22 protein-coding genes are annotated in these 25,843 nt (G+C 42.4%); 3 read left to right on the top strand and 19 right to left on the bottom strand.

The features are described from left to right. Position 1: 1 nt before the first annotated feature. The 7 genes from IEW05_RS13575 to mraZ form a co-directional block, all read right to left on the bottom strand. A complete protein-coding gene (locus IEW05_RS13575; RefSeq protein WP_229753442.1) occupies positions 2–1,399 on the bottom strand; it encodes a UDP-N-acetylmuramoyl-tripeptide--D-alanyl-D-alanine ligase in 1,398 nt (465 codons plus the stop codon). Further along, positions 1,399–2,889 carry a UDP-N-acetylmuramoyl-L-alanyl-D-glutamate--2,6-diaminopimelate ligase gene (locus IEW05_RS13580; RefSeq protein WP_188539567.1) on the bottom strand — a complete coding sequence of 497 codons (1,491 nt, stop codon included), beginning with the start codon at positions 2,887–2,889 and terminating at the stop codon, positions 1,399–1,401. The genes IEW05_RS13575 and IEW05_RS13580 overlap by 1 nt, the downstream gene beginning before the upstream one ends. 156 nt (positions 2,890–3,045) lie before the next feature. Continuing rightward, positions 3,046–4,998: a stage V sporulation protein D gene (locus tag IEW05_RS13585; RefSeq protein ID WP_188539569.1), complete on the bottom strand. Its 1,953-nt coding sequence runs from the start codon at positions 4,996–4,998 to the stop codon at positions 3,046–3,048. An 82-nt stretch (positions 4,999–5,080) separates the two neighbouring features. Next, the gene (locus IEW05_RS13590) at positions 5,081–7,282 is read right to left on the bottom strand and encodes a penicillin-binding transpeptidase domain-containing protein (protein WP_188539571.1); all 2,202 of its coding nucleotides are present in this window, start codon (positions 7,280–7,282) and stop codon (positions 5,081–5,083) included. Between the two features lie 62 nt (positions 7,283–7,344). Then, positions 7,345–7,725, bottom strand: coding sequence for a hypothetical protein (locus tag IEW05_RS13595; RefSeq protein ID WP_188539573.1), 381 nt, complete (start codon positions 7,723–7,725; stop codon positions 7,345–7,347). Position 7,726: 1 nt separating this feature from the next. After that, positions 7,727–8,701, bottom strand: coding sequence for a 16S rRNA (cytosine(1402)-N(4))-methyltransferase RsmH (gene rsmH, locus IEW05_RS13600; protein WP_188539575.1), 975 nt, complete (start codon positions 8,699–8,701; stop codon positions 7,727–7,729). A 21-nt stretch (positions 8,702–8,722) separates the two neighbouring features. Then, a complete protein-coding gene (gene mraZ, locus IEW05_RS13605; protein ID WP_188540874.1) occupies positions 8,723–9,160 on the bottom strand; it encodes a division/cell wall cluster transcriptional repressor MraZ in 438 nt (145 codons plus the stop codon). 157 nt (positions 9,161–9,317) lie between these two features. On the opposite strand from mraZ, the gene IEW05_RS25940 reads away from it, so the two are divergent. Beyond that, positions 9,318–9,443: a hypothetical protein gene (locus tag IEW05_RS25940; RefSeq protein ID WP_268238731.1), complete on the top strand. Its 126-nt coding sequence runs from the start codon at positions 9,318–9,320 to the stop codon at positions 9,441–9,443. Positions 9,444–9,599: 156 nt separating this feature from the next. Here IEW05_RS25940 and IEW05_RS13610 read toward each other — a convergent pair whose 3' ends face one another. From IEW05_RS13610 to IEW05_RS13655, 10 genes are all read right to left on the bottom strand, one after another. Then, positions 9,600–10,865, bottom strand: coding sequence for an adenosylhomocysteinase (locus tag IEW05_RS13610; protein ID WP_188539577.1), 1,266 nt, complete (start codon positions 10,863–10,865; stop codon positions 9,600–9,602). A gap of 52 nt (positions 10,866–10,917) precedes the next feature. Continuing rightward, positions 10,918–12,555: a bacillithiol biosynthesis cysteine-adding enzyme BshC gene (gene bshC / locus IEW05_RS13615; RefSeq protein WP_188539579.1), complete on the bottom strand. Its 1,638-nt coding sequence runs from the start codon at positions 12,553–12,555 to the stop codon at positions 10,918–10,920. Positions 12,556–12,707: 152 nt separating this feature from the next. Further along, positions 12,708–13,646, bottom strand: coding sequence for an ABC transporter ATP-binding protein (locus tag IEW05_RS13620; RefSeq protein ID WP_188539581.1), 939 nt, complete (start codon positions 13,644–13,646; stop codon positions 12,708–12,710). Beyond that, a complete protein-coding gene (locus tag IEW05_RS13625; RefSeq protein WP_188540875.1) occupies positions 13,643–14,638 on the bottom strand; it encodes an ABC transporter ATP-binding protein in 996 nt (331 codons plus the stop codon). Before IEW05_RS13625 ends, IEW05_RS13620 begins: the two co-directional genes overlap by 4 nt. Before the next feature lie 12 nt (positions 14,639–14,650). Further along, on the bottom strand, positions 14,651–15,577 hold the full coding sequence (locus tag IEW05_RS13630) for an ABC transporter permease (RefSeq protein ID WP_188540876.1): 927 nt from the start codon (positions 15,575–15,577) through the stop codon (positions 14,651–14,653). Between the two features lie 27 nt (positions 15,578–15,604). Beyond that, on the bottom strand, positions 15,605–16,537 hold the full coding sequence (locus tag IEW05_RS13635; RefSeq protein WP_188539583.1) for an ABC transporter permease: 933 nt from the start codon (positions 16,535–16,537) through the stop codon (positions 15,605–15,607). Positions 16,538–16,748: 211 nt separating this feature from the next. Then, complete coding sequence (locus IEW05_RS13640) at positions 16,749–18,440, bottom strand: peptide ABC transporter substrate-binding protein (protein WP_188539585.1); 1,692 nt, start codon at positions 18,438–18,440, stop codon at positions 16,749–16,751. Between the two features lie 239 nt (positions 18,441–18,679). Continuing rightward, positions 18,680–19,063, bottom strand: coding sequence for a DUF3397 domain-containing protein (locus tag IEW05_RS13645; protein ID WP_188539587.1), 384 nt, complete (start codon positions 19,061–19,063; stop codon positions 18,680–18,682). A 233-nt stretch (positions 19,064–19,296) separates the two neighbouring features. Next, on the bottom strand, positions 19,297–20,292 hold the full coding sequence (locus tag IEW05_RS13650; RefSeq protein WP_188539589.1) for a ketopantoate reductase family protein: 996 nt from the start codon (positions 20,290–20,292) through the stop codon (positions 19,297–19,299). Positions 20,293–20,417: 125 nt separating this feature from the next. Continuing rightward, a complete protein-coding gene (locus IEW05_RS13655) occupies positions 20,418–21,071 on the bottom strand; it encodes an RsfA family transcriptional regulator (RefSeq protein WP_188539591.1) in 654 nt (217 codons plus the stop codon). 344 nt (positions 21,072–21,415) lie between these two features. Here IEW05_RS13655 and IEW05_RS13660 point away from each other — a divergent pair, with 344 nt between their 5' ends. Both IEW05_RS13660 and IEW05_RS13665 read left to right on the top strand, forming a co-directional pair. Next, positions 21,416–21,652 carry a DUF2626 domain-containing protein gene (locus tag IEW05_RS13660; RefSeq protein WP_188539593.1) on the top strand — a complete coding sequence of 79 codons (237 nt, stop codon included), beginning with the start codon at positions 21,416–21,418 and terminating at the stop codon, positions 21,650–21,652. 160 nt (positions 21,653–21,812) lie between these two features. Then, positions 21,813–22,895 (top strand): coiled-coil domain-containing protein, encoded by a 1,083-nt coding sequence (locus IEW05_RS13665; protein WP_188539595.1) that lies wholly within the window; start codon positions 21,813–21,815, stop codon positions 22,893–22,895. Positions 22,896–22,897: 2 nt separating this feature from the next. Here the strand turns inward: IEW05_RS13665 and IEW05_RS13670 are convergent, their stop codons facing one another. Together IEW05_RS13670 and IEW05_RS13675 are read right to left on the bottom strand one after the other, a co-directional pair. After that, on the bottom strand, positions 22,898–24,229 hold the full coding sequence (locus tag IEW05_RS13670; protein WP_188539597.1) for an ABC transporter substrate-binding protein: 1,332 nt from the start codon (positions 24,227–24,229) through the stop codon (positions 22,898–22,900). 171 nt (positions 24,230–24,400) lie between these two features. Continuing rightward, complete coding sequence (locus tag IEW05_RS13675) at positions 24,401–25,732, bottom strand: PhoH family protein (RefSeq protein ID WP_188539599.1); 1,332 nt, start codon at positions 25,730–25,732, stop codon at positions 24,401–24,403. Positions 25,733–25,843 lie beyond the last annotated feature (111 nt).

Here is a 25,843-nt window from a genome sequence, read left to right on the forward strand (position 1 = left end):
ATTATTGTTGAAGGTTGAAGTCTTTGATTGCTTCAACGACTTCTTCCAGTTTCATTCCTCTTGAACCTTTAACAAGCACAGCGTCCTTCGGATGTAATATGGATCTCAACTTTTCAATAAGCTCGATTTTATCAGTATATGCATGAATGCTGCTGGCGTCCAAACTTTCAGCTGCTCCCTCCGCTATATACTCGGCTAAATGTCCGTAAGTAAATACTTGATCTACCTTATTGTTTGCTAGGAACTTACCAACTTCTCTGTGATAATCTGCCTCTAATTCCCCAAGCTCCAACATATCCCCGAGAATGGCAATCTTACGCCGAAAACCCTTCATCTTCTCAAGGACGCTAATCGCCGCTTTCATCGAAGTAGGACTTGCGTTGTAAGCATCATTGAGCACCGTAATTCCACTAACCCCGGTTACCATTTCAATTCGCATCCCAGTAAGTACTACATTCTGTAGTCCCTCCCGAATGGCATGGGCAGACACACCGTAGTGTATAGCTACAGTTATAGCAGCCAGGCAGTTTACAACATTATGCTCTCCGAGTAGGGATAGCTTAAATGGCGTGTCCCCCCCCTTGCTAGAAGTGAACACCGTACCATCCTCTATGAACATGATACCTGTTGGATAGTCATCGTTAGATGGTTGTAACCCAAAGGTGGCGGTACTAAACTCAGCTGGTTTTATTGTAGCTGGATCCTGTAATACTTCAGTTATTAAAGGTTCGTCCCCATTATAGATAAAAAGTCCACCAGATCTTAATCCAGCGAGAATTTCTAATTTAGCTCGGGCGATCTCTAACCTCGAACCGAGCTGTAGAAGATGGGATTCACCAATATTAGTTACAATAACACTCTCCGGTTCTGCGAGTCTTGAGAGCATTTCTATTTCGCCACGACCGCTCATACCCATTTCTAGCACGACGATTTCTGTGTACTCGGGCATTGCTAGAATAGTCAAAGGGAGTCCAATATGATTATTGAAATTGCCCTGGGTTTTATGCACTCTATACGTTGTAGAAAGTAAAGAGAATACAAGATCTTTTGTTGTTGTCTTCCCATTACTTCCTGTAATGCCAATTACTTTTGCCCCAGATTCAAGCAAGTAGTTCTTCGCGAGAAGCTGTAGTGCTATCAAAGTATCTTCTACAAGTATAGCCGGGCCAGGTGGCACTTCATCCCTGTTCGCCCATAACGTTGCACCTGCACCAGCCGCCAATGTATCAGCGGCAAAGACATGGCCGTCAAACCGTTCTCCCTTTATCGGGACAAACAGACATCCGGCCGAAATATTGCGGGAGTCCGTAGCGACTCCCTGTATGGATATGTCGGAATCGCCGACATTTACGACATGTCCGCCGCACATCACGGCAATTTCCGTTAAGCTTCTTTTTATCACTTTCCCAAACCCCTTATCGCTTCTTTGGCTACGACACGATCATCAAAATCGAGCACCGCGGTTCCGATCAATTGATAGGTTTCATGACCTTTCCCCGCAATCAATACTACATCTTCATGGCTTGCCATTTCAATAGCCTTTTGAATGGCTTCGCGCCGATCCACAATGAGTTCATATTGATCCGGACTAACATTAGCTTTCTCAAGTCCTGCCTGAATGTCTTTCAGGATCAATTCCGGTTGCTCCGTTCTTGGGTTATCCGATGTCACAATAACATGCTCCGAATAACGGGCAGCGATTTGCCCCATAATAGGCCGCTTCGTGCGATCACGATCTCCACCACAGCCGAAAACACAAATCACGCGACCCTTGGCAAACTCATTCACAGTACGAAGTACATTCTCCAGCCCATCAGGGCTATGCGCGTAGTCGACGATCACTGCGAAATCTTGGCCTTCATGTACCGCTTCTACCCGACCTTCTACACCTGGAATGGATTCCAAGCTAGCCTTAATATCTTCAAGTGAAATGCCCTCGAGTAGCGTCACCGCAATTGCAGCCAGCGCATTATATACATTAAACTTACCAACCATATGAAGAGAAATATCAGTACTTCCGAAAGGCGTTTCCACATGAAAAGAGGTTCCCTTTGAAGTTACTGAAATGTTCGAAGCAAATACATCCGCTTTATTCTCCACGCCATAAGTAATAATCTCAGCTGCTGTCTGTTTGGCATAATAGGTGGAAGCTTCATCGTCCAAATTTAAGATTGCGTAACTTCTTGATGCTGGGTCTGCAGCATAAGTGTTGCCCAAGCGAGAGAAGAACAGACCTTTTGCAGCGCGATATTCTTCCATTGTATTATGATAATCCAAGTGATCCTGCGTGAGATTAGTAAATACCGCAGTACGGAATTTTGTCCCTTTCACACGACCCTGTTCAAGCGCATGAGATGACACTTCCATTACACAATACTCGCAATTAGCTTCGGTCATCTCATGTAAGTATCTCTGTAAATCTAAAGATTCTGGCGTTGTACCGGACATCGGAAACTTCTGTCCATTGTATCTTCGTTCAATTGTCCCGATCAGCCCCGTGTTCTTGCCTTGATCCTGAAGAATTCGCTCAATCAAATAAGTTGTTGTCGTCTTTCCATTTGTTCCCGTCACACCAATCACTTTTAACCCAGCACTTGGTTCATTGAAAAATACATTTCCTAACACTGCCATAGCAAGCCGGCTATCTTTCACTTTGAGCTGAGGGAGTGATATGTCTTCCAACCATCTCTCCACTACTAAAGCCGCGGCTCCCTGTTCCTTAGCCCGTGCCGCATAATCATGACCGTCAACGGTATGACCCGGTAGACAAACAAATAAGTCGCCCGTCCCAACCTTCCGTGAATCAATCGCAATTCCGCTGCAGTCTGTCTCACTATCCCCCTGTATTTGGGAAGATATTAAATAAGTTGCTAAATCTTTAAGCAGCATAGGTTACCCCTCCGTCAAATTCTTTAAATCCCTCATTATATGAGGTGTTCAAAAAGCCATCTATTGATCACGAGTAAAAATCTCGGTGCCCATAGGTGACTTTTTGAACATACACTTTATATATATTATCACCAAGAAGCTGAAATTTCAGGATTATTACTCATTATGATCGTGACCCTGCTCTGCTTCAGACTCACTGCCCATATAAATTCGAATGGTTGAGCCCTTTTCTACCCTTGCACCAGCCTTAGGTGCCTGATTAATGACTACAGATCCTGCACCCGATTTAGCAAGGTTAAAGTTCATATTCATATCCTCATAGATATCCGAGGCCGTCTCACCTATTAAATTAGGAACCGTAACAATCGGTGTCTCCCCATATTTATACTTCTTAACTACCTGGTCCTGGCGAGCCGGAACTTTCATATACTCTAGGGCATCCGCAAGTATGTTACGAACGATAGGAGCAGCGACTACACCACCAAATTGAATTCCTTGTGGATTATCCACAGCCGTATAAACGACGATTTGTGGATCATCGGCAGGTGCAAAGCCGATAAATGAAACGATATGTTCATTGGGTGAATACCGTCCGTTTATAACTTTCTGAGCCGTACCTGTTTTCCCACCAACTCGATATCCATCAATAAATGCATTTCCTCCGGTTCCATTAGCCACCACGCTCTCCAATGCGGTACGAACTTGCTTGGATGTCTCCTCGGAAATAACCTGACGGACTAACTGTGGCTCCATACTCTCGACCACTTCGCCCGTATCCGTATTAGTCCAAGACTTCGCAACATATGGTTTATATAACTTCCCACCATTAATTGCTGCGGAGACAGCAGTGATTTGTTGAATTGGGGTCACAGACACACCTTGCCCAAACGCAGTCGTTGCTAATTCCACAGGTCCCACTTGAGATAATTTAAATAGGATCCCATTCTCTTCACCGGAGAGATCAATCCCTGTTTTCGTACCAAAGCCGAAATCTTTGATATATTTGAACAGAGTCTCCTTACCCAAACGTTGACCGAGTGCCACAAATCCTGGATTGCAGGAGTTCTCTACGACTTGAAGAAATGTCTGGCTACCATGACCACCTTTTTTCCAGCATCGCAGTGTCGCCCCACCTACCTTTGTATATCCCGGATCAAAAAATTGATCATGAAGCAAATCAACTTTCTTCTCCTCTAGAGCAGCAGCAAGTGTAATGATCTTGAAAGTTGACCCTGGCTCATAGGTCATCCAAATCGGCAAGTTACGATTGTATACTTCAGATGAGTACTCTTGATATTGCGCAGGCTCATATCCCGGTCTAGATGCCATCCCGAGTATTTCTCCCGTCTTCGGATTCATAGCAATAGAGAGTGCTGAATTCGCTTGTAGTCTAGCCATCGCGTCATCTAGCTCACGTTCTATAATACTCTGAATCGATTTATCAATCGTCAGTTGTAGACTTAGTCCATCCTTCGGTTCCTCATACTTCTCCGAAGTTCCTGGCATAAGTCTTCCACCTGCATCTGATAAATAGGACACACTTCCATTCATACCACTGAGCTGACTATTATATTTGCTCTCTAGACCTGTTAATCCCTGATTGTAGCTACCCGTAAATCCGAGAATATGAGCAGCAAGCCCTCCATAAGGATAATACCTTTTGTTATCTTCGGCAACAACAATACCCGGAAGATTCAAATCACGAATTTTTTGCGCTTTTTCCATCGTAATTTTGCGTCCGCCGGGTTGTAACCTGACTATAGATTGTCTCTTTGTAATACTTTTCAATATTGCTTCTTCGCTCATACCTAATAGTGGTGCAAGACTCCGGGCTGTTGTTTCCGGAGACTTAATCTGCACAGGAATGGCCATGACTGTTGGTGTAGTTATATTATAAGCAAGCGTAATGCCGTTTCGATCGCTAATCTCTCCCCGTTTTGCAGAGAAAGGAATGTTACGGCGCCATGAATCCTCCGCTTTAGCAGACAATTCAGCGCCTTTTCCTAGCTGTACATACGCAAGACGCACGGCAAGAGCTACAAACAGTAAACTTAGCAACAGCAGAAGCCACAGCAGCCTCCGTCTGAGTATAACCTTGGAATTCTTCATAGATTGCCCTCCCTTTGTTACTTCCTGATACATGACTGTTGTCATATCAAGAATATTCAGGACAAGGAGGTGTTAGAACAAGCTATGGAGAGTCCCCAGTTACATCCTCAGGGGCTCCTGACGAATCACTTTCCTCGGTTTTCTCATTCTGATCAGGTGGTTCCAAGATTAGAGTGACTACCCTTTGACCATTCTCCTCACTCAAAGTTTGGGAAGCAACAAACCCTTCTCCCTCAGCCTTAACCGAAACTTGCAGAACGGATAATAGCTCCATTGCATCACGCAACGATTCACCCTTCAAATCCGGTATTTTCATATTTTTTCCTTCTTCAGTTAGCAGATACATATGTTGCCCTGCCTTTAGCAACGTCCCGGCTTTTGGAAATTGAGAGACAAGATCCGAGCCTTTGCCTAAAGTTGCATACGATATCCCTTTGCTTGAAAGTACTTTTTTAGCTTCAATTACGGAAAGACCTTTTAAATCCGGTGCTTTTTGCCCTGCGCTTTGTTCATTCTTTTTAGCTGAATCATCCAGTTTCTTAGGTACTCCCATATATTGTAGGGATTGATTTACAATCTTCTTGAACACAGGTGCTGCAATTGCTCCACCACCAAGATCCGAATTTTTGGGTTCATCGATTACAACAATTACAGCAATTTTTGGATCATCTACTGGAGCGTAACCGATAAAAGAAACTACCTGTTTCGTGTAGTCATATACTCCTTTAACCGGTTTCACGGCGGTACCTGTTTTACCAGCAACACGGTACCCATCGATATAAGCATGTCGACCTGTTCCGATCTTCTGGTCCGATACGACCTGTTCCAATATTCCACTAACTTCCTTAGCCGTCTCAGGCGTGATCACCTGGCGGACGACATTTGTTTGGGTCTCTATTTTTTCCCCCGTCAGCGGGTCGGTAATTGACTTCACAAGATGTGGTTCCAGTAGTTTGCCGCCATTAGCTACAGCAGACACCCCAACGATTTGTTGCAGCGGGGTTACCAGCAATTTCCCGTGACCATAGGACATCGCCGCAAAGTCAGCCTGCTGGACTGGATCAACTGTTCCTTTTAACTCTCCTGGTAACTCAATCCCCGTCTTTTGTCCAAAACCGAAGTTATCGACATACTCCTTTAACCGATCAGGGCCGAGCATTTCATATCCTAATTTTACAAAAGCAACGTTACTGGAGCGCTTAACTCCCTCTAAATAACTTATAGGTCCCCAACCTGACCTTTTAACATCATGGATGGTCTGCCCTGGCACTCGAATACTACCTGACATAAACGTCGCATTAGGTTCAAATAATCCCTCTTGCACCGCGCCAGCCAATGTCACGATCTTGAACGTGGAGCCTGGCTCGTACACGGATTTAATCGCATGATTATAAAAGTTCTTCTGATCGACATTTACCCAGAATTCATTAGGATTATAAGTAGGTAAATTGGCCATGCCAAGAATTTCCATTGTATTCGGATCAGCAGCAATTACTGTCATACTTATGGGATCAAGCTCATCATATGCTTCCTTCATAGCTTGCTCTATATAATATTGAATCGTATCGTCAATAGTTAATTGCAAAGTCTTCCCGTTCTTAGCAGGTGTATAGACCTCACTCGCTTTGGGAATCTCAATGCCTCTGCCATCACTTTTATATTCAATCGAGCCATTCTGACCCTTTAGTTCTTCATCATAATACGCTTCAAGCCCTGACACCGCATTGCCTTCACGATCCGTATAGCCCAATATATGAGCAGCTAGACTGTTCTTCGGGTAATATCGCTTCTGTTCCTTAATCAACGTAATACCAACGTCTTCTAACTTATGAGCCTCCATGAGCTCGTTTTTGAACTTTTCTACCTGATCTCTTAAATCTTGATCAATCTTCCATCCCTCTTTACGAACTTCTCGTTGAGGATAGAATTCACCATTCTCTTTCTTTGCATTAACTAGTGTTCTTAACTCATCTTCCTTTTTACCTAAGATTTCACTAAGCCCTTTCACAATTTCATCCTGAAGATTGTATTGATTAATAACCTTCGGATTCACTGCTACGGTATATGCTGGTGCATCAAGGGCAAGGACATCTCCATTTCGATCCATGATTACCCCACGTGAAGCAGGTAATACTTTCTTCTTAGACCAAAGCTCCTCCGCATGTTCCTGCCAAAAATCAGCCTGAACGATTTGGATCACAAACACTTTTCCTACTAGCAATGCAAAAAAGAGGGTTATTATTCCCCCTATTAGCAGCGTACGAAGTTTAATTCTCTTAATCATATTAGAACCTCACCAATTCTTTATTTACGAACCGTAGTTGAAATGCCCTTACTGTCTATGGTTCAAGGCAAAGTTGGAATCGTTACGTGTAAGCCTTCTTCAAGTGGTTCTACATAACCAAGCTTGGCGGCTTCCTGTGGAATTTGTTGTTCTAATACTTCCTTCTGTATGGACAATTCTTTAATTTGAACGTTCATTTTCGAAATTTCTGCGTCCATGTTAAACATTTGTCTTTTAATATTGTAAAGCCCCGAATTTTGTAATAACAAACCACCCATCACCGCTACACAGATGAGAACCGTCAGCAAATAAAGGAGCTTCTCTCCGACCGGAAGCTGTGTCCGGCGTGTTACAACTTTGGTCGTCTCGCGATAACGCTCGGGTTGATAACCCCGCTCTGCGGACTTTTGTTTGACTGCCAAATTCCCCCGTGTATACGCCATATCACTGTTCCTCCGCTAATAATTGCAATTTCTCCGCCACACGCAATTTTGCTGAACGTGCCCGGGAATTCTGTTCCAGTTCCTCTTCGGATGGGACTAACGGTTTGCGATTAATCAATTTAACTTGACCCTTGCTTCCACAAACACACATAGGAAAATCAGGTGGACAAGTACATTTCTCTACATAACTCGCAAAAATTTGCTTGCAAATGCGATCCTCTAACGAATGGAACGTAATAACGGATACCCGGCCTCCTGGTGCAAGACACTTTATTGCTGCATGTAGTGCATCTTCAAATGCCCCTAGCTCATCATTCACAGCAATACGCAATGCTTGAAAGCTCCGTTTAGCAGGATGTCCACCCGTTCGACGAGCAGCTGCAGGTATGCCTTCTTTAATTAACTCAACGAGTTGTCCCGTAGTTTCTATAGGACCCTCTTCACGCTTTGTCACAATAACCTTCGCAATACGCCTTGAAAATTTCTCTTCACCATATTGAAATAATATCTTAGCAATTTCACGTTCTGGCCATTCATTAATGATCTCTTTCGCCGTGAGCTCAGCTGTCTGATCCATCCTCATATCCAAAGGTGCATCAGCATTATAACTAAATCCACGTTCTCCTTCATCAAATTGCGGTGAAGATACACCAAGATCAAACAATATACCATCCACCTGAGGAATGCCTTGTACCTTGGGTACGCCCTCCAGCTTGGCTAGCTGCTCCTCTAGATAACGGAAATTACTTCTCACCAATGTTAAACGTTCACCAAACGATGACAAATGCTCTTTGGCATTATCAAGTGCCCAGTCATCCTGATCGAAGGCTATTAACCGACCTTCCGCTCCAAGCTTAGATAGAATAACGGCACTATGGCCGCCACCTCCAAGGGTGCAATCTACATAAATACCATTAGGCTTGATGTGCAGCCCTTCTGTCGCTTCTTTTTTAAGCACCGTGATGTGATGAAACAAGCTGCAACCCTCCAGACCAAATTATAAATCAAAATTAAAATCAACTAACTTCTCAGCAATCTCGTTAAACGTATCTTCTGACTGTTGGAAATATTGTTCCCAAGTATCCCGGCTCCAAATCTCCACACGGTTCGACACACCGAGTACGACACAATCTTTCTCAAGTTTTGCATAATCCCTTAAACTTCCCGGTAAATTTACCCTTCCCTGTTTATCCCACTCGCATTCTGTCGCCCCAGAGAAAAAAAAGCGAGTAAACGCACGCGCATCGGATTTCATCAAGGGTAGGGCTTTGAGCTTCTGCTCAAGTACTTCCCATTCTTGCAGTGGGTAGACAAACAGACATTTGTCCAAGCCGCGAGTAACAACAAAAGAGGATCCAAGGAGGTCACGAAACTTAGCCGGTATAATTATCCGACCCTTATCGTCAATGCTATGTTGAAATTCCCCCATAAACATCGGATAACTCACCCCTTACCTCTTTCCCCCACTTTACACCACTTTTCACCACTTATAAATAGTTATTATTCGATACAGGTGTAAAAACTCCTTCTAAAGTTCACAAATTATTTTATTGGTAATTTAAGGGGAGGAGGAAAAGACAGGTGAAAGAAGGATGAAAGACGGCGAGAAATCAACAAACTACGCACCTCGTTTGGTCCTTCGATCGTTGTTGCAGCGGGATAATTTAGATTCTATTGAAACTGAAAAGGTAATTATCCCGCTGCAAAGACGAACGTAGCTTTCTTAAGAAAGCTTATAGCTTCTCCAGACTCAAACGCGCCGCTCCGCTAGCTTTCACCTATCTTTTCGGGTAGGAACGGCAGTAAAAACCCTTTCCTCAGATACTCGGAAAGGGTTTTAGAAAAATCACCATGTAAACATTTTTACGAAACTACTACTCCTGCCAGCTATCCAGATACACCCGTTGTTCCTCTGTTAGGACATCAATACCGAGACCAAGGCTCTCTAGTTTATAACGTGCTACTTGTTCATCCAACTCGTAAGGTACATTTACTACGGTTTTGCCAATGGATTCATATTGTTCATTTACATATTTCAATGACAATGCCTGCAAAGCAAAGGTCATGTCCATAATCTCAGCGGGGTGACCATCACCAGCTGCAAGGTTAACTAACCGCCCCTCTGCAAGTACGTATATCTTACGGCCATCATTCAGTTGATATTCCTCAATATTACGGCGTACCGTACGAACAGAGCTTGAACGTTCCTTTAGTTCCGGTTTATTGAATTCTACATCAAAATGACCTGCATTCGACAAAATCGCGCCGTCCTTCATTACATCGTAGTGCTCACCACGAATAACATCACGATTACCTGTTACGGTTACGAAGAACTCTCCTAATTTGGCTGCTTCCATCATCGGCATAACTTTGAAACCATCCATGTAAGCTTCAACTGCTCTGATGGCATCGATTTCAGTGACGATAACGTTAGCGCCTAACCCTTTTGCTCGCATAGCTACACCTTTACCGCACCAACCGTATCCAACGACAACGACTGTTTTACCTGCTACAACTAGATTGGTTGTACGATTGATACCGTCCCATACCGATTGCCCAGTACCATAACGGTTATCGAACAAATATTTACAATAGGCATCGTTTACAGCGACCATTGGGAATTTCAGCTGGTTCTCTTTATCCATCGCTTTCAAACGCAGGATCCCCGTTGTTGTCTCCTCAGCTCCACCGCGGATATTCTCCAACAAGTCAGGACGTTCAGAATGCAAGATGCCAACCAAATCTCCACCATCATCGATAATTAGATCTGGTTTGTTCTCCAGGGCACGAACTATGAGTTCTTTATACTCCGCAGGTTCTGGATTGTATTTCGCAAATACAGTTACTCCGTCTTCCACAAGAGCCGCACAAACATCGTCCTGAGTGGATAGCGGGTTACTTCCCGTAATCGTCACTTCAGCTCCACCAGCTTGAACAACTTTGGCTAAATAAGCCGTTTTTGCTTCAAGATGAAGTGAAATAGTTACTTTCAAGCCTTTAAACGGTTGTTCAGCTTCAAATTGTTTGCGGATACGTCCAAGTACCGGCATATGGGCTTCTACCCAGTCGATCTTCAAATGTCCTTCTGGAGCCAACTTCAAATCCGTGACAATACTGTTCTGAATAGACTGTGAACTCATAATAATACCCTCCTAAAATACGATTCACCATAAATTACTTCGAAAGCAGAACCTACAAGTAGATAACTCTGTGATTCCCCTCTATGTCATACGGAATCTCCATCAGATCATCGATCCATTCCATTCCGTAACGGTTCAAATAATAGAAAACATTATACACTCTCTCTTGTGGTTTATGCTGAGGGAACAGCGAGAGTTCAATCCGTTCAAAATGTCGCAAACCTACTTCATTAGCTTTCTCCAAGGCGTCTTTAGCCCGCCCCCGTAAATATTCGATCTGATCCAGTATTTTATCCTTATTCGCATTGCCTAATTTCAAAAGTCCATTTTGAATACCGCCAAGTTCATCAATTAATGGTTCATATAACCCACCAAAAGTTGATTTGATCTCGTCAAAGCGCGAGTCCAGCTGTACCTTATCCTGTGCAACGAGCCAAGACTCCCGTTTATTTCGGAAAATATCTCGGTCCTTTACGTCTTCCCAAGTAAGCTTATACTTCTCCATTTGCTTCTGCAGTGTACCCTCTACAACCGTAAAAGACATACGCGGGAGTAAAATCGGCATTTTGAGTCCCAATAGGTCAAATGCTCTGCGAGTCAGTCCCCAGTATGCGATCTCTCCAGCACCCAGCACGGAACCTAACACAGGCAGCAGGCTATCCTGCATGAGAGGACGAGTCAACACGTTGTTGCTGAAACGCTCTGGATGTGAAGTCAATTCGGAAAGAAGTTCTTCCTTAGTAAAAGAAATTTTCCCTTTACGATCAGCGAAATGACCATCTCGTTTAAATAGAAGTAGGCGCTCACCCTCGTGAATGTAAAACAGATTTGCTCCACCATCAGCTACATCGGCTTGAGGTGTGCCACCAAGCCTAACAATGTCCTCAGCGGCAGTTTTATAAGCGGCCTCTAGCTCATCATTTCTATTAATGATAGTCTGGAACACCGGAACTTCAAGTTTTCTTAAATAAGGATCAGCAGAATCTAATAAAACTAATCCATACTTACCAAACCAGGTTCCCATCAGCTTTGCGAAACCTTCACTTAAAGTTGATGAATCCGCAGCAATCTGTCTCAAATGCTCCATGAGTCCGATTTTAAATTCGCTATCCGGTAACAAACACTCTAACTCATCAATAGCCGTCTTCCAATCTTCCTGATTGACATCCGTCATACTAACAGGCGAACGTTTCTCTTCCTCTTTAAGAACACGAATTCGGCTGATCTGCATGTCAGAAGATAACAAATACGTATGATTCACTTCATCCCAATCATGGTCTTCTCCTGCAATCCAGAATACCGGAACAACCGGTCGTCCCAATACAGTTGAGGTATGTTCTGCTGCTTTAATGATGCTCACAGCTTTATAAATAACAAGCAATGGACCTGAGAACAGACCGCTTTGTTGTCCTCCAACGATGACAGTAGTCCCTGGCTGCTCTAATTTATTCAGCGACTCCATCACTGCCTCATTAGGATTATGTACCAGGTTGTATTCCCGCAAACGGCTTACTAGCGCCGCTCGCTGGACACGTAAATGTTCACTGCTGTCCAGCCACATACATCGTTTCGACCATTCCCCTTTATCAAGAGGATTACTTTCATATAAATGTCCTACCGAGGGAAAATCCCGAATTAGGGCTTCCGCCAACGGCTGACCGGATATTAATGGTTTATGGGCAACATTCATTTCCTTCTGTCCCTCCTTTTCATCCCTAAAGCCTTATTTGATTGTACCGAATATCCCTCGCGCTCGTCAAAACAAACATGCTAAACAATCTAAAAAAGCACCCACAACTAAATCATGTCGTGAGTGCTTCTATCGCCGTAAATGTTACAATCCTATTTTTTAGGCATGGATACCCAATGACCTTTGGACACTTCCACAAGTTCCGAGTTCTCTAGGTCGAAGGCACCACCATCCGATGAGTCTCCTTTTGCCGAGCCAATTGGACCACTGGAATTATCCTCAAGGATTAGACGCTTCTTGTTCGCTTCAATCTCCGGATCTGGAATTGGAATCGCCGAAAGAAGTGTTTTGGTATATGGGTGCATTGGGTTAGCGTAAAGCTCTTCGCTTTCAGCAAGCTCAACAATCCGACCCAAGTACATTACAGCAACACGATCACTAATATGTTTAACCATGGAAAGATCATGTGCGATAAATAAATAGGTCAATCCAAGACGATTCTGTAAATCCTTCAGTAAGTTTACCACCTGCGCCTGAATAGATACGTCAAGGGCAGAAATCGGTTCGTCACAAATAATGAATTTAGGATTTACAGCTAACGCACGCGCTATACCGATACGTTGACGTTGACCACCAGAGAACTCATGCGGATAACGAGTGGCGTGGTCTGGATTAAGTCCAACCATATCTAGCAAATCTTCTACACGTTTTTTCCGCTCTTTCTTAGACCCAGCCATGCCATGAATATCAAGTGCTTCACCGATAATATCGGTTACCGTAAACCGCGGATTAAGTGAAGCGTATGGATCTTGAAATATCATTTGCATATCACGGCGCATTGCCTTCATTTTTGAAGGGGACAGCTTGTAGATATCTGTTCCTTCAAACTTGACACTACCAGCTGTAGGTTCATACAAGCGAAGCACCGTACGTCCCGCAGTAGATTTACCGCAACCAGACTCACCTACAAGACCTAAGGTTTCACCTTTGGCAATGGAGAAGCTAATATCGTTGACAGCTTTTAGTACATTGCCTCCGCCCACGTCGAAATATTTCTTGAGGCCTGATACTTCAATCAAGTTTTCGCTCATGAAGATTGCCCCTCCTTCGCCATCGGATGTAGATCCCAACAACGCGCAGTGTGCGTTTCGCTAAACTTAGTAGCAGCAGGATCTATTCTCTCACAGATTGCCATCGCCTGATCACAACGAGCGGCGAATGGACAACCGATTGGTGGTTTGATCAAATCAGGCGGTGTACCGATAATCGGAATTAGCGGCTCGCCTTTCTTCTGATCCAATCGTGGCATAGAACGAAGTAATCCCTTCGTGTAAGGATGCTGAGGATTTTTGAAAATCTCCCATTTGTCACCGGTTTCTACCACTTCACCTGCATACATAACGATGACGCGGTCACACATACCAGCTACAACACCCAAATCATGAGTAATCAGAATAATGGATGTACCGAGACGTTCTTGCATTTCCTTCATAACTTCCATAATCTGAGCTTGAATGGTTACATCGAGTGCTGTTGTAGGTTCATCGGCAATAAGTAGTGCCGGACGACAAGCAAGAGCGATCGCAATCATAACACGTTGACGCATACCACCGGAGAACTCATGCGGATATTGATAAAAACGGGCTTCAGCGTTTTTAATACCAACAAGCTTCAACATTTCAATCGCTGCTTCTTTCGCTTCGCCCGCTGACATTTTCTGATGTTTGATTAGTACTTCAGTTATTTGTTTACCCACTTTAATCGTAGGATTCAAAGAAGTCATCGGATCTTGAAATATCATACCAATATCTTTACCGCGAATAGCTTCAATCTCTCTCATACTCTTCTTCAAAATGTCCTGCCCTTGGAACAGTATCTCACCTTTAGTGATTTTACTTGGAGGGGACGGAATCAGACGCATGATCGTTTGGGCAGTAACGCTTTTGCCGCTTCCGGATTCACCGACGATCGCAACCGTCTCCCCTTTCCCAACTTCGAAATTCATGCCACGAACGGCCTTCACTTCTCCACCTTTAACTTGAAAGGAGACATGCAAATCTTTGATTTGTAAAATCGGCTCCATCATCTTCACCTCCTATTTCTTCAGTTTTGGATCAAGCGCGTCACGTAGACCATCGCCGAATATATTAAACGAAAGCATAATTAAGCTGATTAGTATGGCTGGGAACAACATCCGCCATGGATAATACAACCAACCTGTAAGTGCATCATTAATCATAGAACCTAGAGAAGCAACTGGTGCCTGTACACCCAGACCTAGGAAACTCAAGAAGGCCTCAGCAAATATCGCATTTGGTACAGACAATGTTACGGTTACGATAATGGGTCCCATGGCATTTGGTAACAAGTGACGGAATAACAATCTACCCCAACCTGCACCCATGGAACGCGAAGCTAGAACAAACTCCCGACCTTTAAGCTGCATAATCTCGCCCCGTACAATCCAGGACATGTTAATCCAACCTGTAATGGTTAGAGCCAAAATAATCGTTGGTAAGCTTGGTTCCATAACAACAAGCAACAAAATCGTTACAAGTAGATATGGAATTGCATATAAAATTTCAGAAAATTTATTCATAATATTGTCTACTCGACCGCCGAAGTATCCCATGATACCTCCATAAATAACACCGATAAATAAATCGATCATTGCGGCAGCCAAACCAACAATTAAGGAAATTCGCGCCCCATACCATGTACGGACAAACATATCTCTTCCTAAATCATCCGTTCCAAACCAGTGCTCAAGAGAGGGCTTTTGATTCGTATTGAGCAAATCATTGGAATAGTAATTATATTTCGAAATCCAAGGTCCGACTATCGCCGCTAGCGTAATCAGCCCTAGAACAACAAGTGCTGCCATAGCCATCTTGTTCATACGTAGCCTTTGCCAAGCATCACGCCAAGCTGATAAACTTTCACGTTGGATGACTTCGGCTTGCTTCTCGTCCATCCCAATCTTTCTGAAATCTTCAGGCTTCAGATCAACTGGCGATGACATGACGGTAATATCATTATGATCCAATTTTTAGTCCTCCCTTCCACCACTAAGTTTGATACGCGGATCAACAAATACGTAAGAAACGTCCGTCAGGAAACGAGCTAACATCAATAGTGCCCCATAAAAGATCGTAATTCCCATAATGACAGGATAATCACGAACATTAATAGCCTGAACAAACTGCTTACCTATACCACCAATACCGAATATTTGCTCGATAACGACGGAACCCGTAACGATATTTGCAGTCATTGGACCTAAATAGGTGACTACAGGAAGAATACCGTTGCGAATGACGTGCTTGAACAAGATTGCGTACCAACGCAAACCCTTAGCTCGCGCTGTCTTGATATAATCCGCATTCAATACTTCAAGCATGCTTGAACGTGTTAGACGAGCAATAAAAGCAATTGGTTGTGCCGAAAGGGCCGCAACAGGAAGAACATAATACATTGGGCCTTTAAAGCCCATTGTCGGGAACATGTGTAGCTTAGTGGAGAATATATATTGAAGTATACTTGCTATGACAAAGCTGGGAACCGCGATCCCAAGTACCGCGACTACCATCGCTATATTATCGATCATCCTACGATGATACAGTGCTGCCAAGAGCCCAAGAAGAACACCAACAATCAGAGAAACAACAATCGCTACAAGCCCTAGTTTCAGTGAAGCAGCAAAGGTTTGTCCGATAATACTGGATACATCCTGGTTAATCTTCTTCATCGAAATACCAAAATCACCTTGTACGATATCCCCCAGATACTTAAAGTACTGCTGGTAAACGGGCTTATCGAGTCCATATTGTTCGTATAGACGCTCTTGAATCGCTTGCGGAACTTTCTTCTCCGACATAAAAGGGTCACCTGGTATTGCTTTCATAAGAAAGAAGGTGGCAGAGATCAAGATAAACAGCGATATCAAAGTATAGAACAGTTTGTTTGCAATATAACGTGCCATGCCCGTTAGCACCTCCTCTTATAAAATTTTCGACATTAATCGACTTTTCGACATAAATCGATTTTAGGATAAAGCAATTCATTTGTCTATTCCGTAATATTTCCAAATAGCATTTAGCTAGCGAATTCACACATAAAAAAAACGGGATATATATGGAATACCCACATATATATCCCGTGTTGCCTTATTCAATTGAATAATCTACAAGTAATTAATGTTCTAGTAGGTATGCACGAGAGTATTCAACTGCACCGCTATAGTCAACAATTACATTTTTCAAATAAGGTTTCACAAGTGAAACATTTGTATAGTAGTACAACGGCATTACTGCCATGTTGTCTTTAATAAGGAGAGTCTCTGCTTTGGCAAAGTTATCATCACGCAATTTAACGTCGTCAGTAGCCTTAGCCTCAGCGATCAATTTATCAAACTCTTCATTCTTAAAGCCAATATCGTTGTTTCCGCTTGTGGAAGTCCATAGATCCAAGAATGACATCGGATCACTGTAATCCGCAGTCCATCCACCACGAGCAACTTGATAGTTCAAGTTACGACGGTTTTCCAAATAAACGCCCCACTCTTGGTTTTCTGTTTTCACATCAACACCAAGGTTGTTTTTCCACATATCAGCAATAGCCAATGCAATTTTCTTATGGCCTTCACTTGTGTTATAGATCAATGTAACTTCAGGAAGTTTAGTGTAACCTTCTTCCTTCATACCTTCTTCAAGAAGCTTTTTAGCTTCGTCATAGTTTTCTTGGAAATATTCGCTGTCCTTATGCTCAGTACGGAATTCACCGTCTGCACCAGCAATACCTGGAGGTACAAAACCATAGGCAGGAATTTGACCACCCAAGGTTACCTTGTCTACAAGGTCTTGACGACTAATCGCCATTGCGAATGCTTTACGAATCTTCGCGTTATCAAAAGGCTTAGCTGTTACGTTAAATTGATAAAAATACATACTAGCAATACCTTTAGAATTGAATTCATCTTTAAGTTCATTTTTTACAATTGGAATTTGGTCCGTTGGGATTTCGCCGTTTGGTTGACCCGCACGATCCAATTCACCATTTCTGTAACTGGTAAGTTCAGTAGCACCACTGTCAACTAAAGACATAACGATACTAGTCAACTTAATGCTTTCGTTGTCCCAGTATTTGTCATTCTTAGCTACTACAATTTCTTGACCTTTAGTCCAAGTTTGTAGAGTAAATGGTCCATTTACGATCATTTTATCTTTATTAACTGCCCATTTAGGATCTTCTTTAACCGATTGATGTACTGGGAAGTACGTATAGAAAGAAGTTAGTCCCAAGAAATAAGGTGTTGGAGCAGCAAGTTTAACTTCCAACGTGTTATCATCAATTGCTTTAACGCCTACTTCACTAAAATCTTTAATTGTTCCTTCATTGAAGGCTTGAGCATTTTCAATATAATACAATTGATAAGCATAAGGAGCTGCTGGAGTTGTATTAGGACTGAGAACGCGTTCCCATGCAAATACGAAATCGTTCGCTGTTACAGGATCACCATTACTCCAAGTTGCACCTTGACGAAGGTGGAACGTATAAGTTGTTCCATCTATTTCCCATTTCTCTGCTGCTGCAGGAATCGGTTGACCAGATTCGTCCATACGTGTAAGACCTTCATACATCATATTGAGTACTGTATGAGCTTGACTGTCTTGTGCTTGAGCAGGATCAAATGTTGGTGGTTCTGCAGCCAAGTTAATTCTGAGTGTTTGGTCAGCCGCCAATACTTCCTCGACATTGCCATTACTTCCTGCATTTGTGCCACCGTTTGCTGAATTACCCTTGTCATTAGATCCACAAGCTGAGAGCAGCGTGCCGACCGCAAGAACAAGAGTCAACAAAAGCAATAAACTTTTATTCTTCTTCATCTTAACCGGTTCCCCCTACGAAGTTTTGTGTATATGGTTTAAGATTATACAACCAGTGGTCAAAAAAATCCAATAAAAATTTTACACGATCGGACAAAATCCTCCAAAATGCGACATTTTTTTTAACAAAAATGTCTAATCTACATTATTGACTTTTTGGGATCACTTAACAAAGGTTAATGTTATTCGATATTCAAATGTGTTCTTCACTTTCTTTATTATGTTTAACTAAGAAGTCCCTAAATATGTAATATAGCTGCAATAAAACCGATTAAAAATAAAACCACGTACGCCACACCTGTGCCCGCAAATGCTAACCTCCATACAACTCTAAGCAGTTTTCTTACATTCACTTTTCCTTTTAGACGATTCTGCGCACCACCGATTAAACCACCAATAATCAGCAGAATGAGTACGATAAGATAAATACCAAAACCCGAATTAAATACGTTATTGAACAAAGCGGATACCGAAAAAATCAGAAAAAACGTTGTCACATCCATCGCAAGCTTTATAGCGACCTTCTTGTCCCGTTTCAGATGGTAATGAATGAAATAGACCAACAAAAAAGGGATAACGGGCATAATAGACAGAACAATAAAAGGAGTAACTACAAGACCCATGTTCCACCTCCTAAAAGTTTTGTGAGCAATACCTCTTTGAATAAAAACTTCGAGCAAAACTCACCTCGTAAGCATATGCTTAGTTTTGTGAGCAATACTTCTTTGAATAAAAACTTCGAGCAAAACTCACCTCGTAAGCATATGCTTAGTTTTGTGAGCAATACCTCTTTGGATAATCTTCGAATGAAACTTGCTTCAAAAGCATACGCTTAGTTTTATGAACAAAGCATGTTCTATTTTCTAACTTGATCTGTTGATGTTAAGCCTCGAATTAACCGCCATACCATTTCATGTCCTGGTGCAGGAACACCTTTTGAACGGGCCATTTCTACCAAGCGGCCATTGATAAAATCCACCTCAGTTGGCGCGCCTTGAAGGACATCATTTAGCATCGAAGAAACATTACTTGCAGTGGAGCGGCACACCTCTAATATTTGCTCGTATAAAGCAGGATCATATAATATGCCGTTTGCCCGGTAAATAGCTTCGCCTTCAACACAAAGCTGTCTGAGCAAGTCTCTTCGCTCGTCAGTATCCAATAATTCACCGTTAGGAATTCTCCATAATGCAGTCAATGGATTGATCACCGCATTAATCATTAGTTTCCTAAAAATTTCCCTATCGATGTCTTTCGACAAAAAGGCGGGGAATCCTGCATTTACTAGGATTTTTACTAAACTTTCTCCGTTTATGACCCCGTTCAGTTCCAGATTTTCATCATTTTGGAGATGGGTATGACTACTGCGTCCAACAACTCCTATTGTCGTCTTCCCTACTCCTGATCGAATTACACTTTGAGCACCGATTCGTGTGGCCCCTTCAGTTGTAACTGCTGCATGTATTTCTTTTCCATCTAATAACATGGATATTTTTTTAAGATGACCTATCCCATTTTGAAAACAAACCGTCTCTGATTTTGGTCCGTGTAGCGTCTTAATCAAAGTTAATAATTCTTCATCAATATGCCGTTGTTTTGTTGTGATGAATACCCAATCTGCTGCTTGGTTCTTACGCAAAGCTAACTCTGCTTGGCCTTGGTATACGCAGAATTTATTAGAATTAATCACTTTGGGATGACCACCTTTTTCCCCCAGCGAAATACCATCTTTTATCAGCAGTTCTGCTTGCTCTAATGTTCTTGTCCAAAAAGTAACTTCATGACCCGCCTCTACAAGTTTCGCTCCAAAAAGTAAGCCTAACGCTCCCGCTCCAACAATCTCGAATTTCATGCCCAGCCCACCTTTTCCAAGCTTTGTAAATCCATAAAACACCATACTTCCTTTATACCAAACATTCTTATACAAACACAAAAAAATCCTGCCGAGATTGGCAGAATTTATTTTGTCTAGTTAGTCTATTCAATTCGTTCTAAGTTACCATTTGCATCCATCTTAAATCTTGTCTTTGATTCATCTTCCTCTTCATTCAGAAAAGCAAGACGGCGAGCCCGGTCCATAATTTGAATTAGCGCTTTATAGTCGTCATTAACAACCCTATAATCCGTCTGCACTTCGTTCACTTGAGCCGATAGCCTAGTATTATGTTTGCGTAGTAGGTCTAGCTCCTCTTCCCTCTCACGCAATTCTTTCTCTAAAGATTTCATATGCCGATTCGTTTCTTGCACTGTATTCTTCCATCCCCGCAAAAACCGGATAACAGCATCGATGGAAATCGTTTCTTCCGTTACCCCTTCACTTCTATAGATTCCTTCTTCCAGTTCAACCGAAGCTAAGGAAGCGATTGCCGAATTGCCCGCGATTGAGCCTTGTTTCTTTAGATAATTACGTTTTTGTCTTTGTGCCTTAGCGATCCCGATAGCAGCGTCATATTTTTTACGAATACAACTGTTCCAGCGGAAACCACAGGCTGCGGCAGTCCTACCGATTCGTTCACCTACTTCTTCAAACGCAGTAAGTTGTGTACTACCCTCTCGTATATGCCGCAAGGTTACTTCTGCCAATATCAAATCATCTTCCGTACTCCAAGCATCTTGTCTCACAGCTGTCATGCTATAAATACCTCCTAACGACATCTAATTACCGTCTTCTAATACCGTCATGCAGCCGGCGGTCTCCGGCGGGCTTATGCTCAAAAGATCTTCTTACTCCATTTCTATGCCTCTGAAAGAGTTCATAGAATCTATTTGATACTATTTTGTATATCCAAAAAAAGTTAATGGCATACATCCATAAGATGAGATGTACACAATAGTGGACAAAACTATTACAAAAATCACATTTTCATGTCGTGAATATGGTTTTTATTGACTTTTCGTTTACACTTATTGGGGATACGGGTATAATAATATCCAGAGGTTTAAAACGTGTATACATATGAAGGGGGTACTTATTCGTGGCACGCATGTTCCGCGTCCTTGGTTTTTTCACACTCGTCATTGGTCTCATGGCCTTCGCAGGTGACTTAATTGAAATGGCCCTGTTATTTTTCTTACAAACAGCTTTTTTCGTTCTTTTTGGATACCTAAAGTTTACAGAGAGAACCTATATCCTGCTATTCTGGGGATACATGATTGTTGCATTTACAGGCTTTAGCTATTGGACGATTTTTCAAATGGGCTTACCGCTCTAAGTGCCAACGAAGGCAAGTACATCCCTACTTAAACAATGTATTTTAAGACGATCCGACATCATGTTGGATCGTCTTTTCGTTACGTCCAAAAAGACATGCTGATATTTCCTGTCCTACCATCATATATATACTTACATCAACTTAGGGGAGAGGATCGCTCTTGATCAGACGAATCATATCCTTATTAGTTCTGCTCCCACTTCTGACCTTATTTTGTTTCCCCACTCCATCACTTGCAACTACTCTATCCGTAGAAGAACAAGCCATATTAGAAAAAAGTTTATCTATCATAGAAATTGACAGAGAAATCGCTCGGATCGAAATCAGTCAACAGGAGACAGAAAGATCCGTTAACGTGCTCTCACAACAGCTTGCAGAGAAGGACAAACAAATTACGGTCAGCCGGGAACAAGCGGGAAACAGGATCAAAGCATACTACATGGGAGAACGAGAAACCTTGCTAGATGCCCTCCTATCGGTGGACAGCTTAAGAGACTTCTTCGATGTCTTAGATTATTATCAAATTATCACCGAGAGGGACAAAGACATCCTAGGGAGCTACAAAGCTGAATACAAAACCCTAAAGAAAACAAAGGAAAAATTGAATTCACAATCGGAGGAACTAGCAAAATCGAAGGACAATTTACTTAAGCAGAGAGAACGTGTAGCTTCCCTTCAACAAAGCGTTGACAGTTCACTTAACCTAAGTGCAGATCCAGAGAAATTAAAGACCTTGATCCAGGAACTCACAACTTATTGGGAAAATGAAGGTTTGAATGAAGTACGTCGTTATTTCAAAGCACTTTCTTCAGCGATGTCAGACTTCCCTGATTTTTTGCAGGATCATAAGGACAGCTTAACCTCTGTTAATGGAGGGTACACTCTACTTGTGCGGGAAGAGGAGTTGAACAACTTCCTCCATGAGAAACAGGAATTATTAAGTAATATGTCTTTTCAATTTGGAGATTCAAAAATTGTTGTACAAGGGAGTAGAGAGGGGTTTGACCTTAAGGTAGAAGGACATTATACAATAGAAAATGAGCCTATGAATTCCATCAGTTTTCATGTTGATCGGCTTGTGTTCAATGGACTTGAGCTCCCTGACACAACTTGCCGGGAACTCGAGAATGACTTTGATCTTGGTTTTTATCCCAAAAAAATAGTTCCCTTTATAGAAGCCACCGACGTGACAATTACAAAAGGAACTTTAAGTGTAAAATTAAAGATATCTTTAAAAACATAAGCTCATTTATTCGGAATGTCTTCTAGTGTCTCTTCAAGTGTATCTTCATGTGTCTCTTCAGGTGTATCTTTTTCAATTTGAGATAATCGATCTTTATATAGCTTTGAATTTATTGTACCTCTTAAAAATTGTTCAGTAATTCCTGCGAATTCATTCATCTGAACAGGAAGTGTAGCTCCCACAGGCAGGGTTCCTCCCTGCCTATTCACCAATGTGGCCGGAATCCATTCCGGTAGATTATTCTTGGAAGAGTCATAGTAAAGAGATTTAAGCACTGGAAGATGCCTAGTTGTCTCATACCAATTCCGCTGCCCCGCTTGATTAGTCATTTCCGAAATCCATACCCCTGCGGCCTCTGCATTATCAGTCTGGGCTGAAACTACAAAGCTTCGTCCGCTAATCCACATCGTTCTTCCAGTATCCATCTGCTCTGAGAAGGATATTTCCATTCTCGGATGTTCATGTTGGGTGGCTTCCGATGCACGGGTTAGCACAACAGCCACCTCTCCGTTATATAGCATCCTCCAGATGTCTCCACTAGTTTCCGTAGGGTCTTTCTTATTCAACAGATAAGTTCTTGATGCATCAACTTGATCAATGGCAGCCTTCATTTCCTCAGTAAGTTTAAAAGGAGACCGCGCATTATCCTCTTGCTTCTCTCCTCCTAATTGCCAAAGCAAAGACAGAGTAGCGTATGGATCATCATAATCTAATCCCAAGAGATGAGGGACAACCGTTTGATTCTTGAAATTTGAGATTAATAATGCCCATTCCTCTGTCGATTTCGGAAGCTTCTCTACACCCAGTTTTTTAAGCGTATCCGGATTATATATTAATACATAGGGATCTACATCGAGTGGAACCCCCCAAACGTAACTATTCCATTCATTTTGCGCCAATGAACCACTAAGTACTTCACCAGTCAAGGATCCAAAATAATAGCTTTCTGTCGGTAATAAATAACCTTCAGCAGCGAACCGACGAACCAAAACATTGTCTAACAAGAAAATATCTGGCGACTCCCCTAGCTCAAGCTGAAGCCTGACAGATGAATAGGTGGCTTCACGGGGTTCATTTACTAGATCGACTTTAAGAGGATGTACATTCATAAAGGATTGATTCATTTGCTGTAGCCGGAGAAACGCAGCCTCACCCATTTGAACTACAACTTTAATATATCCTTCTTCTTGAACCTTCTCCTGACTCGGAGGGCGGACCAGTTCAGGATTTTTATTTTCTTCAGGATTGATACTGGCCGAGTGTTTACTCGGCGACAGGCTAATCAACGCCAACAGAAGGATGGCAAACAGCAACCAGTGGTTTCTACGCTTCACATCCATTCTTCCTCTCCGCAATTATAAGACCTTAGCTAAGCGCTATCATTATCACTAATCATAACAAATCAACTAGATACTTGTCCTGCTATTCTTTAATTTATAAGCCAGATAAAAAACGCCGATTCAATATATCGGCGTTTTTTATGAATTAATCGTAAATTATTATACTTATAATAGGTCAGCAGCCAATTGAGCAAGCTTGGAACGTTCGCCCTTCTCCAGCGTGATATGACCACTGATCCCTTGCTCCTTGAAACGCTCTACCAAATAGGTAAGCCCATTGCTCGCCGAATCGAGATATGGATGATCGATCTGTTCTGGATCGCCCATAACAATAATCTTACTTCCTTCTCCGACCCGAGAGACAATCGTCTTCACCTCATGACGCGATAAATTTTGGGCTTCATCCACGATGATGAACTGACCCGGAATAGAACGACCACGGATATATGTCAGAGCCTCAACTTGAATACTACCTAGGCCCATCAATATTTTATCAATATCGCCTGATTTTTTCGTATCGAATAAATACTCTAAATTATCATAGATTGGCTGCATCCACGGCCGAAGCTTCTCTTCCTTCTCACCCGGTAAATACCCAATATCTTTCCCCATTGGGACTACGGGGCGAGCGATCAACAATTTCTTATATTTGTGTTCATCTTCTACCTTTAACAAACCGGCTGCCAATGCCAGTAGAGTCTTACCGGTTCCTGCCTTCCCTGTAATAGTTACCAGTGGTATATCATCATTCAGAAGTAGCTCCAATGCCATACGTTGCTGTGCATTACGAGCACTTATTCCCCATACCGATTCGTTGCTCAAATATAGCGGTTCCAGTTTTAAACCATCGTCATTAACTTTGAGCAAAGCTGATTTACCACTACCCATCTCATCTTTCAGGATAATAAATTCATGTGGATATAAGGAGTATGATAGCCCCAATGGTTTCACAGGTAACGAGCGATAGGAGTAGAATTCATCGATGATTGAAGGATGTACCTTGAGTGTGGAGTGACCTGCATATAATTCACTAGGACCTGCTGTCCGGTCGGTCATATAATCTTGGGCAGTGATTCCTAGTACATCTGCTTTGATTCTTAAGAGTACATCTTTGCTGACGAGCACTACTGGACGCGTATCGTCGCGCTCGTTCTCTTCTAGATGATAGTTTAACGCTACCGCCAAAATCCGGTTATCATTCGTAATCTCTCCGAACATTTCCTGGACTTTAACAAAGCTCCGATGATTTAATTCAACCTTAAGAGTTCCACCGTTATTCAATGGGACACCGTCATGTAAATGCCCCTCCTCACGAAGTGCATCCAATAACCGCGACACGCCCCGTGCATTCCGTCCGATTTCATCGGGATTCCGTTTCTTAGAGTCTATTTCTTCCAGCACCACAGCCGGTATGACCACTTCATGTTCTTCAAAAGCAAAAATCGCATTGGGATCATGCAATAATACATTCGTATCCAATACAAATATTTTCTTCATCGATATCCCCTCCACTGTGGTCATTGCAGCCTATTATTCCAAATACATAATATTGTCCGCCTTGGGAAATCTAAATAACAGAAAATATTACCCTAGATCAGATCATCTCCG

The organism is Paenibacillus segetis (genome assembly GCF_014639155.1).
Taxonomy (GTDB): Bacteria; Bacillota; Bacilli; order Paenibacillales; family Paenibacillaceae; genus Fontibacillus; species Fontibacillus segetis.